Annotated in this window: 15 protein-coding genes; 12 read left to right on the top strand and 3 right to left on the bottom strand. The window is 57.1% G+C overall.

Annotated features, from left to right (window positions below; translation table 11 throughout):
- Positions 1–145: 145 nt before the first annotated feature.
- The gene (locus J1G33_RS26305) at positions 146–1,222 is read right to left on the bottom strand and encodes an aldo/keto reductase (RefSeq protein ID WP_223019062.1); all 1,077 of its coding nucleotides are present in this window, start codon (positions 1,220–1,222) and stop codon (positions 146–148) included.
- Positions 1,223–1,568: 346 nt separating this feature from the next.
- Between J1G33_RS26305 and J1G33_RS26300 the strand changes: the two genes are divergently transcribed.
- From J1G33_RS26300 to J1G33_RS26265, 8 genes are all read left to right on the top strand, one after another.
- Positions 1,569–2,276: a cysteine synthase family protein gene (locus J1G33_RS26300; protein WP_262416955.1), complete on the top strand. Its 708-nt coding sequence runs from the start codon at positions 1,569–1,571 to the stop codon at positions 2,274–2,276.
- A 25-nt stretch (positions 2,277–2,301) separates the two neighbouring features.
- Positions 2,302–2,721, top strand: a complete 420-nt coding sequence (locus J1G33_RS26295) for a phosphoribosyltransferase family protein (protein WP_236648071.1) — start codon at positions 2,302–2,304, stop codon at positions 2,719–2,721.
- A gap of 22 nt (positions 2,722–2,743) precedes the next feature.
- Positions 2,744–3,661, top strand: a complete 918-nt coding sequence (locus J1G33_RS26290; RefSeq protein WP_262416954.1) for an EamA/RhaT family transporter — start codon at positions 2,744–2,746, stop codon at positions 3,659–3,661.
- On the top strand, positions 3,658–4,905 hold the full coding sequence (locus tag J1G33_RS26285; RefSeq protein WP_223019061.1) for an ATP-grasp domain-containing protein: 1,248 nt from the start codon (positions 3,658–3,660) through the stop codon (positions 4,903–4,905). Before J1G33_RS26290 ends, J1G33_RS26285 begins: the two co-directional genes overlap by 4 nt.
- A gap of 140 nt (positions 4,906–5,045) precedes the next feature.
- Positions 5,046–5,672 (top strand): glutathione S-transferase, encoded by a 627-nt coding sequence (locus J1G33_RS26280; RefSeq protein WP_223019060.1) that lies wholly within the window; start codon positions 5,046–5,048, stop codon positions 5,670–5,672.
- A gap of 16 nt (positions 5,673–5,688) precedes the next feature.
- Complete coding sequence (locus J1G33_RS26275; RefSeq protein WP_223019059.1) at positions 5,689–6,609, top strand: LysR family transcriptional regulator; 921 nt, start codon at positions 5,689–5,691, stop codon at positions 6,607–6,609.
- The gene (locus tag J1G33_RS26270) at positions 6,609–7,493 is read left to right on the top strand and encodes a LysR family transcriptional regulator (RefSeq protein WP_223019058.1); all 885 of its coding nucleotides are present in this window, start codon (positions 6,609–6,611) and stop codon (positions 7,491–7,493) included. Before J1G33_RS26275 ends, J1G33_RS26270 begins: the two co-directional genes overlap by 1 nt.
- 79 nt (positions 7,494–7,572) lie before the next feature.
- Positions 7,573–8,505: a pyridoxamine 5'-phosphate oxidase family protein gene (locus J1G33_RS26265; RefSeq protein WP_223019057.1), complete on the top strand. Its 933-nt coding sequence runs from the start codon at positions 7,573–7,575 to the stop codon at positions 8,503–8,505.
- Between the two features lie 192 nt (positions 8,506–8,697).
- Here J1G33_RS26265 and J1G33_RS26260 read toward each other — a convergent pair whose 3' ends face one another.
- Entirely contained in the window at positions 8,698–8,973 is a 276-nt protein-coding gene (locus tag J1G33_RS26260; RefSeq protein WP_116665340.1) for a DUF6124 family protein, read from the bottom strand.
- Positions 8,974–9,620: 647 nt separating this feature from the next.
- Here J1G33_RS26260 and J1G33_RS26255 point away from each other — a divergent pair.
- The 4 genes from J1G33_RS26255 (at position 9,621) to J1G33_RS26240 (ending at position 11,942) form a co-directional block, all read left to right on the top strand.
- A complete protein-coding gene (locus J1G33_RS26255) occupies positions 9,621–10,283 on the top strand; it encodes a hypothetical protein (protein WP_032880353.1) in 663 nt (220 codons plus the stop codon).
- Complete coding sequence (locus tag J1G33_RS26250; protein ID WP_032880355.1) at positions 10,280–10,798, top strand: hypothetical protein; 519 nt, start codon at positions 10,280–10,282, stop codon at positions 10,796–10,798. The genes J1G33_RS26255 and J1G33_RS26250 overlap by 4 nt, the downstream gene beginning before the upstream one ends.
- Positions 10,795–11,301: a hypothetical protein gene (locus tag J1G33_RS26245; protein WP_032880356.1), complete on the top strand. Its 507-nt coding sequence runs from the start codon at positions 10,795–10,797 to the stop codon at positions 11,299–11,301. The genes J1G33_RS26250 and J1G33_RS26245 overlap by 4 nt, the downstream gene beginning before the upstream one ends.
- Before the next feature lie 65 nt (positions 11,302–11,366).
- Entirely contained in the window at positions 11,367–11,942 is a 576-nt protein-coding gene (locus J1G33_RS26240) for a hypothetical protein (RefSeq protein ID WP_177327415.1), read from the top strand.
- A gap of 23 nt (positions 11,943–11,965) precedes the next feature.
- Here the strand turns inward: J1G33_RS26240 and J1G33_RS26235 are convergent, their stop codons facing one another.
- Positions 11,966–13,453, bottom strand: coding sequence for an aldehyde dehydrogenase family protein (locus J1G33_RS26235; RefSeq protein ID WP_223019056.1), 1,488 nt, complete (start codon positions 13,451–13,453; stop codon positions 11,966–11,968).
- Positions 13,454–13,585: the final 132 nt, after the last annotated feature.

Raw genomic sequence — 13,585 nt, 5'->3', positions numbered from 1 at the left:
CCCGAAAATGTGGGCGCGGGCTTAAGGTTCTTTGTAGGCGCGAGCTTGCTTGCGAAAAACGCACAGGCGCCACGTTTAATCAGGAACCACGCGTTATCGATGACGTCTTTCGCGAGCAAGCTCGCTCCCACATTAAGGGTTGTGTTTACTTGTCCTTGCGCGCATCCATGGTCTTTTGGTGCTCGGCCAGGAACGGCTGTTCCGCAGGATCAAAACGATCAATCCCGGCCGTAAAGCGATGCCAATAGGGATACAACGGCTGACGCCGGGTGACCGCCTCGATGCGTGACGATTGTTCCTCGGTCAGCTTCAGTTCAGTCGCGGCAAGGTTATCGCGCAGGTGCTCTTCGGTACGCGCTCCGACGATCAGCGAGGTGATCCCCGGACGATCCTTGAGCCAGGCCAGGCAGGTACGGGCGACCGATACGCCATGCTCATCACCGACGGCGGCAAGGGTTTCGATAATGTCCAGGGCACGCTCCTGGTCATGCACATAGGGTTCCGGCCAGCCGCTGCCCTGCCGGGTATTGGCCGGCGGCTTGTGCCCGCGTCGGGTCGTGCCGGTCAGCAAGCCTTCGCCCATCGGGCCCCATACCAAAGTACCGACGTGCTGGTCCAAGGCCAACGGCAGCAATTCGTACTCGGCTTCACGGGATTCCGGGGTGTAGTAGATCTGCTGGGTGATGGGCTTGAGCATGCCGTGCAGCTCAGCCTTGCCCAGGGTTTTCATCATCTGCCAGGCGGTGAAGTTGCTGGTGCCGAAGTAACGGATCTTGCCCGAGCCGACTAACAGACGCAGGGCTTCGAGGGTCTCTTCGATGGGCGTCATGCCGTCCCAGTTATGCAGTTGGTACAGGTCGATATGGTCGGTGCCCAAACGCTTCAAACTGGCTTCACAGGCGCGAATCAAGTGATAGCGCGATGAGCCGGAATTGTTCGGGTTCTGGTCCACCGGGCTGCGGCCCTTGGTCGCCAGCAGAATATCGTTGCGCTTGTCGCCCAAGGCTTTGCCGACGACCTCTTCGGCCAAGCCGTGGGAGTAAAGATCGGCGGTGTCGACCATATTCACCCCGGCATCGAACGCGATATCGAACATACGCTTGGCCAAGGGCACGTCCACTGCGCCGCATTTTTCGAACTCCGCACGACCGCCAAAGGGCACGGTGCCCAGGATGATTTCCGATACCAGCAGGCCGGAATGACCCAGTTGTCGGTATTGCATGTCGCCTCCTACTTAACGTTGCACGTGAAGGTGTGAACGATGGGAAGGGCGATAGTTTGAATTTTTTAATGAAAACTCGTCTGAGGGGGGCGCCGCACCATTGCGGCCACGGGATTTGGCAGGGCGCACTGCTATTGAAGATGGCGAGTCCCGTACGAAAAGTCTTTTTTGTACGTAATAAATTGCTAGTTATTACGTGGTTTATCTGCTGTTGTCGGGGCGTTCCTACATACATTTCCCTTAATGGATAGGTGGCCAAATGTTTTCTATTACCTATCCGTTCGGCTAGCTATTATTTGTCGAAATGATTTGCTAGCGTTTGAATTCATTGACGAGTCGCTGAGGCATGGAAATGGAGCTGAAAGATATTGGTAATACGCCGCTACTCGAATTGGCAACACTTGCTGTGAATGGAAATAGGGTTTTCTCTAAGTGTGAGTACTTGAATCCATCGGGAAGTCATAAGGATCGCACCTATTTAAATATTATCAATAAATTGGAGAAGGCAGGCGTCCTTAAACCTGGTATGACGCTAATTGACTGTTCTACTGGGAACGGAGGGGCTGCACTCGCTTGGATCGGCAGGTTGAAGGGATACGGCGTAAAGATATTCATGCCTGAAGGTATGACCGAGGAGCGGAAAACACAAATACGTACCTATGGGGCGGATATAGTAGAGACTCCAAAAGAGTCTTTTTTGACGGGAGCAGTTCTCCAAGCAAAAGCGTATCTATCCGAGAACTCATCGGAAGAGTTTTATTATCTGGATCAGTCTAATAGCCTGTTGAATAAAGACAGTTGGCGGTGCTGTGGGAAAGAAATCATGAAACAGTTGAGTGCACAAAATATCGTGCCGGATTTCTTCGTGTGCTCAATCGGTACGGGCGGCACTTTTTCTGGAATCGCTGAGGTATTGAAGCAAACGTACAGTGGGATTAAAACAATAGCGCTGGAGGTTAGCAACTCTGCGCCTCTGTTTGCGCAAAGAAATAATTTGGCGTTCAATCATCGCTCGCACAATTTGATGGGTTTGGGCGCCGGAAGTTTTAATTGAGGTCGCGCATAAAATCATCAAAGTCATGGAGCGTGACGTTTCGAAAATTGTCACCGAGGAAGATAAGGGGGCCGCGTTGGCAACCACGGTCTCATTGTTGACGGGTATACCTTTAGCCATGGCCAGGTGGTATTCCTACAGTCTTGGTGGTTTCAATGAGCAAGTGGTCGATATTGACTCCGAATACTACAAGGGACAGTTGTATCTCAACGGCGTCGAAGTTGGCGATCGAGTCATCATCATTGACGATACGCTAAGTTCCGGCGGTGCGGTAATTGCGCTGGTAGACGCTGTGAAAGGGGCGGGTGGTGAAGTGGCAGATGTTGTCTGCGCTGTAGAGAAGGTTGGGAATTTTGGGGTTGAGAATGTAGTAGGTGTGACTGGGATTACCGTTAAAACTATTTTGAAAGTGTTGGTGAGCGAAGATCGAGTAACGGTTGAATGAAAATGCGCGCGCGGGTGGCTAAATGTTGATGCAACGAACCGGGTTAATTATCGGCTTGGTGTTTTGCTTGATCAGTGCGGCATTCGATGTTTATGTTGCGTTGGTCACGCAGTCGATCAGCACGTTGAACGTTATTTTTTATTGTTTTACAACGTCAGCCTGTGTCTTTGGTGTTTGGGCGGTTTATCGAAGTCCCAATTCATTGTGGTCAAAGCTCAGAACCCAATGGCGATTGATCGTTATCATCAATCTTGCGGTTCTGTGCAATTGGGGCGGGTTGTTTTACGCACTCCGGTATCTGGAGCCAGCAGTAGTGGGAGTCGCCTCCGTAGCCTGCGGCCCTGCACTCACGTTGATTGTCTCCCTGCTGACCAATCGTAGCGTGAAGGTGGCCGTAGTCGATGCGGTGGTTTCATGGCTGGTGCTCATCTCGGAAGCGATCATGTTGTTCAATTCCCTTGCGGGGGACAGCGGTGTAGTCACCACCACCGCTGTGCAGCGGGTGCTCGGTATCGTTAGCGTATTGACGTGCGCGTTGGGCACGGTCATGTACACGGTTTTTTCTAAAGAGATGTTCGCTCGTCAATGGTCGGTCTACGAGATTTTGGGTGTCAGAAACATCGCGATGGTGGGTGTCTGTGCCGTTGCGATTCCTGCTACAGGAGGCAGCTTTTTACTCGATAGTGGATGGGTTCTGCCTATGGCTATCTTGGTGATAGCCGGACATTTGCTGCCGATTTACCTGATTCAGAAAACCATCTATTACCTCACGTCTATTCACGTTTCCCTGGTATTGCTGACGCTTCCTGTGTTCGTTTTTTTGTTCCAGTACCTGGATTCGAGAGTTGAATTTTCTGTAGCCAGCCTCTCAGCCGTAACAGTCATCATCTTTTTGCTGTCGTTCAGGTCGTTGCATGCGCTGAAACGGGAGATCGTATGAAAATTGTGATAGTCGATGGGTTCTCATCGGGTAAATTTTTAGCGAAGCAATTGAACGACGATGGCTGCGTGCTGGTGCATGTGGCTTCATCAGCAACACTGGACGGCTATTATTATCAAGGTTTTGATTGCACGCTTTATGAGCAGATGATCGTCAATAGCGATTTTGGAATGACCTTGGCTGAAGTCCAACGCTTCATGCCACAGTTCATCCTCGCGGGTGCAGAAACGGGTGTGCTTCTGGCTGACGAGCTGAATGAGCAACTGCAGCTGCCTTATCGCAATGATTTCGACAAAACTAACGCACGTCGAAACAAGTACGAAATGATCCATTGCATTACCCAGGCGCAGTTGCCGGCCGCAAGGCAGTTCATTACTGATAGTTGGCGTCCTGCACAAGAGTGGATCGATGAACACGGACGTTTTCCTGTGGTCATCAAACCCCTCGAGAGCGCAGGCGCCGATGGGGTGTCTATTTGCGAGGATATGTGCGCGTGCAAAGCTGCTATGGAGCGCCTGTTAGGAACGACCAACAAGCTGAATATACCTAACACGCGGGTCCTGATTCAGGAATACCTGGCGGGACTGGAGTATGTGGTGAACATGGTATCGCTCGACGGGCAACAACTCGTCACTGAAGTCGTCCGTTATCGAAAGCAGCGAACGCCGACGGGCGGCGTACTCTATGACATTGACGAACTGATTGGGCCCGATTCGATGGTTTATCCGATTCTGGTCCAATACACACGAGCAGTGGTGCAGTGCCTGGGGATCCGAAATGGGCCTAGCCATGCGGAGATTATGTTTACTGAAGACGGTCCGAAACTGGTGGAAATTGCTGCCCGCACTGACGGCATTCTTCGGCCTGGGGTTTCAAAGGTAACTACTGGCCTTGGTCAGATCGATGCTGTGGTTTTATCCCTCATGCAGCCTGAGTTATTTGAACAACAACTGGCGAGGAAGGTCAATTATCAGCGTCTGCAACATACCTACAATGTTTGCTTGATAAACCGCTCAGAGGGGCGTTTTGAAAAAGATGGGTTCTTGAGGGAGTTACTCAAGCTTGAGTCGTTTTTCGAAGCAGTGTTTTACGTTGAGGACGGCCAGCAGATCGGCGTGACGCAGGATGTTTTCAGTCAGCCGGGCACGGTGTATCTGGTACATGAAGATCCCGCCGTGCTCGAGGCAGATTACCATCAGATTCGCATACTTGAATGGCGGGGGGCTTATCTGGCGGAGAGGTAGCCGTTCGCCGTGGATCACCTCATTGTTTCATTCTGTGAAATGCTGGATTGCACAATCTGGTGATTCCATCGCAGGGTTGCCCATAAGAAGATCGCTTCCCTCGACGCGAATACTCGGTCGACAACGATCTGGAGTCTTTCATGCCTGCTATCAAACTGTATGGTTTTCCCTTGTCTGGCCACTCCCACAGAGTCGAGCTGATGTTGTCCCTGTTGGATCTGCCGACTGAATTCATCCTCGTGGACCTCAAACAAGGCGCCCACAAAGCACCTGCGTTCATCGCCAACTTCAACAGCTTCGGACAGGTTCCGGTGATCGAAGACGCCGGCACTGTGCTGGCCGACTCCAATGCGATTCTGGTCTACCTTGCCAGTACCTATGGCAAAGGGCAGTGGCTGCCAAGCGATCCCCTCGGCCAAGCGCGGGTCCAACGCTGGCTCTCGGCCGCCGCCGGTCAACTCCATGCGGGGCCCGCCACGGCGCGCTTGGCCACAGTGTTTGGCGCCGAGGTGGACACTGTCAGCGCAATCAACCGAGCCTATGCCCTGCTGAACGTGATGGAGCAGCAGCTGGGCGAGAGCCGTTTTCTGGCCAGCGATCAGCCAAGCATTGCCGATATCGCGTTCTATACCTACGTGGCCCATGCGCCGGAAGGCAACGTGTCGCTGGCCGACTACCCTGAGGTGCGTGCCTGGCTTGCCAGTATCGAAGCCTTGCCGGGGTTTATCGGTATGCCGCGCACGGCGGTGGGGCTGCAATCTCAGTAACGATCGAGGGACGTCGATGGACCGATTTCATGAAATGCAGGTGTTCCTGGCGGTGGCCGAGGAGGAAGGGTTTGCGGCTGCTGCACGCCGCCTGAAAACCTCGCCACCCAGCGTCACCCGCGCCATTGCCGCTATGGAACAGCGCATCGGTACGCAACTGCTGGCGCGTACCACCCGCAGCCTGCACCTGACCGAAGCCGGCCAGCGTTACCTGGAAGATTGCCGGCGCATCCTTGCCGAGCTGGAGGAGGCTGAGGAAGCGGCCGCAGGCAGTTACTCCATCCCTGGCGGCCAGTTGACGGTGACCGCACCGGTGCTGTTTGGCGAGTTGTATGTGGCGCCTGTGCTGGGGGAGTACCTGGACCAGTTCCCCCTGGTGAACATCAGTGCCTTGCTGGTCGACCGTGTGGTCAATATGACCGATGAAGGTGTCGATGTAGCGGTGCGTATCGGCCATCTGCACGAACCCGGGCAGCAGGCGATCAAGGTCGGCGAAGTGCGCCGGGTGGTGTGCGCATCGCCGGCTTATCTGGACCAACATGGGCGCCCGCAGCGACCTGAGCAATTGCGGGAAGCCAGGATCGTCACCTCATCGTCCAGCCAACTGGTCAGTGAATGGACGTTCGTCGACGCCGGGCGGCCGCTGAAGATAGCGATTGAGCCACGCCTGATCGTCACGGCCAATAATGCCGCGATCAACCTGGCGCGCCTGGACTGGGGCATGACGCGGGTGCTGTCCTATCAGGTGGCGGCAGCGGTGGCGGCGGGTGAGCTGGAGCTGGTGCTGGAGGCTTTCGAACCGGCGCCGCTGCCGATCCACGTGGTGTTCCAGCAAAACGGCCGCATACCGGCCAAGGTCAACACCTTTGTGGATTTCTTAAGCCAGCGCCTCGGACTGGACCCGGCCCTGAACCCGGCGACGAAGCGGCGCACCTGATGGAGCGCTTTCGCGATATGCAGCTGTTTGCCGCGCTGGCCGGGCAACCCAGCCTGGCGTCGGCGGCACGCCATGCAGAGGTTTCCGGCCCGACCCTGGTACGAGCGGTTGCGCGCCTGGAGGCACGCTTGCGGGTGGTGTTGCTGCAACGCAGCACACGTGGGGTCAACCTCACCGATGCAGGCCAGGCTTACCTTACCGACTGCGTGCGCTTGCTGGCAGCGGTGGACGCGGCCGAAGCCTCGGCCAACGGCGCCCATGTGCACGCCCAGGGCAACCTGCGGATATGCCTGCCGTTGCTGTTCAGCCGCTATGTGATGGCGCCACTGCTGGCTGGCTATATGGATCACTACCCGGCGGTGCGTGTCATCGCCCATTACCACGACTATTATCCCAACCTGCACGAAGAGGGGTTTGACGTGGCGGTGTGGGTGGGCCAATTGCCCAGCTCGTCGCTGATTGCACGGCAGGTTGGGCAAGTGGGCACCCTGCTTTGCGCCAGCCCCACGTATTTGGCGGCCAAAGGCGAGCCCCGGCATCCGGCCGACCTCAAGCAACATCATCTGATTGCCAGCGCTGAAGCGGTGCACTGGGGATTCCCCTACTACACCCTCAAGGCCCGCGCACGCCTCAGTTGCGCCACGGTGCAAGGCGCGATCAATGCGGCGGTGCAGGGCGCAGGGGTGATTCGTTGCCTCAGTTATCCGGTTCATGATCACCTCATAAATGGCCAACTGCGTCGTGTCTTGCCGGCCTTTGAACTGCCGCCTCTGCCGGTGCATGTGATCTACCGCGAAGGCCGCCATGCGCCGATGCGCGTGCGCAGTTTTGTCGACTACTGCGTCACCGCGTTGCGCGAACATCCGGCATTTCAGCTGGCGTAATAGTGGATTGCCTGGGATGGGCATTCTCTGCAGGGTTCGGTAGGCGCAGCATTCGGTTATCCAACCAGAGGTGATCGCCATGAACTCGATCGAACAATCCCCTTGGCATGTCGGCGAACGGCAATTGCAGGAAAGTGCAGGCGTCGCCGAACGCATGGCCATGATCGGGCCGAAGGTCATTCGTGATTATTTGCCCGAGCAGCATCGTGATTTTTATCCGTTGTTGCCTTACCTCATTCTGGGTGTGGTGGACGAACAGGGTATCCCCTGGGCGACCATGCTGGAGGGCGCGCCAGGGTTTGCCCATTCACCGGATCCACAGGCGCTGCAAATCGACAGCCTGCCCGCCAGAAGCGACCCGGCCTGGGCTGGCATCACTCGTGGCGCGTCCGTTGGCCTGCTGGGCATCGACCTCGGCACCCGGCGTCGCAACCGCATGAACGGTCGGATCGGAGCGCTGGATCATGACGGCTTTGCGGTTGATGTGGTGCACACTTTCGGCAACTGCCCCAAGTACATCCAACTGCGGCCAGTCGCTGGGGTTGCGCGCCAACCTGGCGATACAGCCGAGCGCAGCATCAGCCTGGACGCCGCCGCCCAAACGCTGATCCGCAACGCTGACACCTTCTTCGTCGCCAGCTACGTGGACCAGCACGGCGAACGCTCGGTGGACGTTTCCCATCGCGGCGGCAACACGGGGTTTGTGCGGGTGGAAGGCAACGTGCTGACCATCCCTGATTTTGCCGGCAACCTGTTCTTCAACACCCTCGGTAACCTGCAAGCCAACCCGGTGGCGGGGTTGCTGTTTATTGATTTTGAGACGGGCGACGTGCTGCAAGTGGCGGGACGTACAACGTTGATTCTCAGCGGGTCGCCAGTGGCCGAGTTCGAGGGCGCGCAGCGCTTGTGGACGGTGACGGTGGAGCACCTAGTCCGCCGCCCGGCAGCGTTGGCACTGCGCTGGCAGTTCGCAGGGTTTTCACCGCACAGCCTGGCGATGGGTACCTGGTAGCCTGGCACGCTCTCCCTGGCACAACTACCTCACTGATGCAGTGAGATCAAATGTGGGAGGGGCGGTGCGACGATTCGACTTGCCCCCGATGAGGTAGTGTCAGTAGACACATTTGTGACTGACCCACCGCCATCGGGAGCAAGCCCCCTCCCACAGGGGAACGTCATTGCCTGTTGAGTTTGCGTTTGTTCATCAGGCCACCGGGCATTCCCGGTTCAGCGCTTCATCGACCAGCAACTGCGCAATCTCAATCATCTGCACCACCGCCAGCACATGCTTGCGGCTCTGGCCGTCAAGCTGTTCGGCACAGTCGTAGGCACAGACAGTCGCTGACTCCAGCATTTCGCTGGCATTGCTCAAGGCGGCTTCAGTGCTGAGTCCGGGGCGGACGGTAAAGATGACATCGGGAGGTAGTAGCGGGTTGTTATCCGAGGGGGATGGCGGGGGATTGGGTGTGACTTTCTTCATGGCGAAGCTCCTATGAATGAGCACCTCCATTTCGCTACCACACGAAGTAAGGAGGCGACTGTACACGGGGTGGTAGACCGGTCATAGAAACCCGGCAGGCCGAAGCCTCCCATGCACAGCCGCCACAAAGCAGCCCGCACAAAAAAACGCCCTTGAGCGTTTTGGGGTCTATGAAAGAACTGGGCTACCACACCCATTCGCTGATTTTGCAGCGACCCGCGAAGGTTAGCGGCGACACTCATCGGACGCAACCCGAAGTTTGTGTAAGAGCGGTCTGATGAACTCACTCCTTGGATCAACGTCGGCGGGTGGTAGTTGCCGGAAGGTTGATCGAGATGGAGGCGCAGGCGCTGGGGGCTGAAAACGACAGCTATCTCACTGACGCAATGCGACCCTAATGTGGGAGGGGGCTTGCCCCCGATGGCGGTGGGTCAGTCACAGATGTATTGATTGACACTACCTCATCGGGAGCAAGCCCCCTCCCACATTTGATCTGCGCTGCTTTGAGCATCATTTGTAGTCAAACCCCGATTCCCGCCGTACCATTCGCCCCCCTCGCAGTGACGCGAGGCGCAGCGCCAGGAAGGCTCATCCCATATTTGTCCTGACGGCTGCAGTGTACTTTTTGCCAGCGTTCAGGATTTGATATGTCTCGCTTCTCCCGGCCTTTGGCCTTGTTCTTGATCACTGCAGCCCTGACGGGTTGCGGTACTCAGCCGGCATCGCTGGTCAGCCAGCCGTTGCAACCTGGCCCCCTGGAGCCAGTCGCTTATGTTGTCGGGTCGATCGGCCCGCAGAGCCTCAGTGCGTCCCCCGCGCCTAATCAGCGTCTGCTGTTTCGCAAGCGTGGTTCGGAGTTTGGTGCCGCGGCGATATGGGTCGGTGCAGGGCGCCAAACCCCTCAGGATGTGAAAGATGCGGCCGGTGCCGCCAGTGTATTTGTGCTGGCGCTCAAGCCTGGGGATTATGAGTTTTATGATTTTCAGTTTTTCTCCAGCAGTTACTCACCGACTCTGGGGACCACCTACACCTCGGTGCAGGCGCGAGAGAAGTTCAACCTGCCACTGCGTCTGAAGGCCGGCAACGCCTATTACCTCGGAGAATTTCGCTCGTTATGCCTTGGCGCCTCCCTGTGTGCCTTCCGCTGGCGCGATCAGCAAACTCGTGACGAGCCGCTTGCGCGCCACTATGTCCCGGGCCTGCCGACCCTGGATTTGCTGCCCCTGGATTATCGCAGCGCCGCCCCTTACATCATCGCGCCTCTACCAGCCGGCGCGGGCCAGAACACCCTTCACGAGACACGTCCATGAACCGCTTTATGACTATCGGCGCCCTGGCGCTGCTGACCGGGTGTGCAACCACCCATACGCTGCCTGAGCGTGCATTGCCGGATGGCAAGGAATACCTCAAGCCGATCCACGTCATGATCGATGATCCGCTCAATGCCGCACTCATCCGTAATCAGTTGCGCGAGACCGGGGTGTTTCGCAGTGTCGAAACCGGCAGGGGCAACCCGGGGGATTATTCGGTGTGGGTGCGCTACAACATCCAGCGTGATATGCCGCCTTTCCCCTTGGTATTGCTGAGTGCGGCAACCCTGTTTCTAATGCCCCTTTCAGTGACCGTCGACACCACAACCGAGTTTTCCCTGCAGCACAATGGAAAGCAGCTCAAGCAGTACAGCTACCGCAACGTCACCCACAAATACTCCTGGTTGCTGGATGGCCCTGGCGGGATGGAGTTACAGAACGGTCATCGTGTCGCACGTGCTTTTGCCGAGGATGTACAACGCGACGGCTTGCTACCCGAGGAGCACGCACAATGATCAGGACTACGCTACTGGCTGCCGTGCTGTTGCTTGGCGGTTGCGGTACCGCCCTCAAGCCGTTGGACTACAAGGCAGAGCGTGCCTATGTGCCGATGAGTGTCACAATGCCGTCGCCCACGTCGAGATTTGAACAGCAGACGCAGCGCGAGGTCATCCAGCTGTTGCGTGACACAGGTGCCTTCAGTTTTATGGATGGCGGTTTCAGCAAGACCGGCTACAGCTTGTTGGTCGATCAACGCGGCGGTAAAGGTGCCGGTGCGTTCCCGGCGATACTCGGCGCGCTGACGCTGCTGACCGTGCCGGTGCCCTACACCTACGAGCGCCAGTTGCACGGCTCGCTGTACAAGGACGGGCAACTGCTCAAAACCTATGCCTACAAACGCGGTGGCTGGACGGCCACGACCTGGTATATCCCCATGACCGAGCCCCGCAGTGAAAGCGAAATGTTGAGCGATTTGATGCGGGATCTGGACCACGATCGCTTGATTCCTTATCAGTGACAGTTGGGTGTTTTAATTAGTCTTAATAGAGGAGTTCACGGATGAATTACGCGTTGTTGTTTGGCTTGGATGTGCAACTGGGCTTTTTGGTGATGGCCTTTGTGTTGGTGATGGCGGTGATTGGTTTCATTCTTGACAAAGACACCACGCCGCAAGTTGTCGTGGCGACCGGCGTTGCGCTGATTTCGATTGCCGCATGTGCCGTGGTCTCTATCGACGCATTCAATGGGCTGGCGCACTCACTACACGAAAAAGGCAAAATCAGCGGTGATCTGTTTGACCAAGTGAAACACCGTTCCAACCTGTTCCTGTTTGTATTCCCGTTTGTAACCGCCGCCATCGGCACGAACCTGATTTCCGACGTGCTGACCAAGAAGTTGCATTATGAAAAAACCTTGGGCCCTGTGGATTTGCTGCAAGGGTGCTGGGAGCTTCTGAAAATCCTGTTCGGTGTGGTTATTCTTCCGTTTGTTGCGATTGGCTTGGTGCCCTTCCTGCTGGTCGATACGTGGAAGCGCCACGTCACCCGTTATATGGAAGTCGTTGGCGCAGTAAACCGTCATCTGCAACTCAAGATGCTGAAGGCCGACATCATTTCCAGAAATCTGTTTCGTGGCCCACCAGCCAAACCTGAGCCCTGATTCCGGTCGCCGGCACTCAGTCCTCAATACCGAATCATCACCGACTTAAGCTCGGTGTAATCCTCAATAAATGCACTGCCAAACTCCCGCCCAACCCCCGAAGACCGGCACCCACCAAACGGCACTGCCGGGTCGAGCAAGGTGTGCATGTTCACCCACAAGGTGCCTGCCTTGATGGCCGGGATCATGCGCAGGGCCTTGCCCAAATCGTTGGTCCACAGGCTGGCGCTCAGCCCATAGGGCCCGTGGTTCATAAGCGCCAGCAGTTCGTCTTCGTCATCGTAGGGCAGGAAGGTGGCGATGGGGCCGAAGGTTTCTTCGTTGAGCAGGGTGTCGTGCAGGTGGTTGGCGAGGATCACCGTGGGTTCGACGTAGCAACCAGGCCGGTCGATAAGGTGGCCGCCGTGGATGATCGTGTTGTTTTCGGCGCGGGCCTGGTTGAAGTAGCCGAGCAGTTTTTGCTGATGCTGCTGGTGCGTGACGGGGCCGAATTCGGTGTGTTCGTCCAGCGGTGAGCCGATGTTCAGGCGGCCGAGGCGCGTCTTGAGTTTTTCCAGCACGGCGTCGATCTGCGAGCGGTGCACGAAAAAGCGTTCGGCCGCCGCGCAGATTTGCCCCGAGTGCAAAAAGCCCGCTTCGATGATGCCGTCCACTGCCTTGTCCACGTCCATATCGGGTAGGAAGCCGGCGGCATTCTTGCCGCCCAGTTCCAGGGTCGCACGGGTGAGGCCGGAGCCCATGGCGCTGCGGCCGACGGCGATGCCGGTGGGCACTGAGCCGGTGAATGAAACCTTGTGCGTGCCGGGGTGTTCCACCAGCCCCTTGCCGACATGGCCGCCGCCGGTGAGCACATTCAGCACACCCGCCGGCAGCCCGGCGTCGATGGCCAGTTCAGCGATGCGCAGCAGGGTCAGCGGCGTGAATTCGCTGGGCTTGATGATGATGCTGCAGCCGGTCACCAGCGCCGAGGCGAGTTTCCAAATGGCGATCATGGTCGAGAAATTCCACGGCACGATCCCAACCACCACGCCCACCGGCTCGCGCAGGGTAAAGGCGGTGTAGCGCTCGCCATTGAATGAAGGCAGGGATGGGGTCAGGGTCTGGCCGCTGAGCTTGGTGGCCCAGCCGGCGTAATAACGCAGGAAATGCGCGGCCTGATCGACCTCGAAGGCGCGGGAAATCTGGATGATCTTGCCCGACTGGCACGTTTCGATCTGTGCCAGTTCTTCACGGTGCTGTTCCAGCAGATCGGCCAATTTGAGTAGCACGTTGCCGCGGATCGCGGGCGCGGCCTGGGACCATTGCTGGAAACCACGGTTGGCGCAAGCGACCGCGGCATCGATATCCGCCAGGTCTGCGTCGGCCACTTCGGCGATCACCTGGCCGGTGGCAGGGTTGATGACGTTCAGGGTTTGATCGGCGTGGCTGCGCACGCTGACACCGTCGATAAACAGCCCATGGCGGCGACGCAAAAAGGCTTCGACTTGAGGCAGCAACGGGATATCGCTCATGGCAGGTTCCTGGCAATTCACAAAAGAAAACCCGAGGGTAACCAACGCACCAATAAGCGGCTTGACTGTGCCTGCCAGGTTTTATGCCTGTGCCTGCCGCGCCTGTGAAAAGTACAAGCTTGCCTGCCGAAC

Source organism: Pseudomonas sp. P867 (assembly GCF_019891455.1).
Lineage (GTDB): Bacteria > Pseudomonadota > Gammaproteobacteria > Pseudomonadales > Pseudomonadaceae > Aquipseudomonas > Aquipseudomonas synxantha_A.
The sequence above is the reverse complement of the archived record's forward strand: the minus strand, read 5'-3'. Positions and strand labels throughout refer to the sequence as shown.

Excerpts from the sequence above, each read along its gene's own strand:
- J1G33_RS26305 (WP_223019062.1), bottom strand. The coding sequence starts at position 1,222 with ATGCAATACCGACAACTGGGTCATTCCGGCCTGCTGGTATCGGAAATC.
- J1G33_RS26300 (WP_262416955.1), top strand. The coding sequence starts at position 1,569 with ATGGAAATGGAGCTGAAAGATATTGGTAATACGCCGCTACTCGAATTG.
- J1G33_RS26295 (WP_236648071.1), top strand. The coding sequence starts at position 2,302 with ATGGAGCGTGACGTTTCGAAAATTGTCACCGAGGAAGATAAGGGGGCC.
- J1G33_RS26290 (WP_262416954.1), top strand. The coding sequence starts at position 2,744 with ATGTTGATGCAACGAACCGGGTTAATTATCGGCTTGGTGTTTTGCTTG.
- J1G33_RS26285 (WP_223019061.1), top strand. The coding sequence starts at position 3,658 with ATGAAAATTGTGATAGTCGATGGGTTCTCATCGGGTAAATTTTTAGCG.
- J1G33_RS26280 (WP_223019060.1), top strand. The coding sequence starts at position 5,046 with ATGCCTGCTATCAAACTGTATGGTTTTCCCTTGTCTGGCCACTCCCAC.
- J1G33_RS26275 (WP_223019059.1), top strand. The coding sequence starts at position 5,689 with ATGGACCGATTTCATGAAATGCAGGTGTTCCTGGCGGTGGCCGAGGAG.
- J1G33_RS26270 (WP_223019058.1), top strand. The coding sequence starts at position 6,609 with ATGGAGCGCTTTCGCGATATGCAGCTGTTTGCCGCGCTGGCCGGGCAA.
- J1G33_RS26265 (WP_223019057.1), top strand. The coding sequence starts at position 7,573 with ATGAACTCGATCGAACAATCCCCTTGGCATGTCGGCGAACGGCAATTG.
- J1G33_RS26260 (WP_116665340.1), bottom strand. The coding sequence starts at position 8,973 with ATGAAGAAAGTCACACCCAATCCCCCGCCATCCCCCTCGGATAACAAC.
- J1G33_RS26255 (WP_032880353.1), top strand. The coding sequence starts at position 9,621 with ATGTCTCGCTTCTCCCGGCCTTTGGCCTTGTTCTTGATCACTGCAGCC.
- J1G33_RS26250 (WP_032880355.1), top strand. The coding sequence starts at position 10,280 with ATGAACCGCTTTATGACTATCGGCGCCCTGGCGCTGCTGACCGGGTGT.
- J1G33_RS26245 (WP_032880356.1), top strand. The coding sequence starts at position 10,795 with ATGATCAGGACTACGCTACTGGCTGCCGTGCTGTTGCTTGGCGGTTGC.
- J1G33_RS26235 (WP_223019056.1), bottom strand. The coding sequence starts at position 13,453 with ATGAGCGATATCCCGTTGCTGCCTCAAGTCGAAGCCTTTTTGCGTCGC.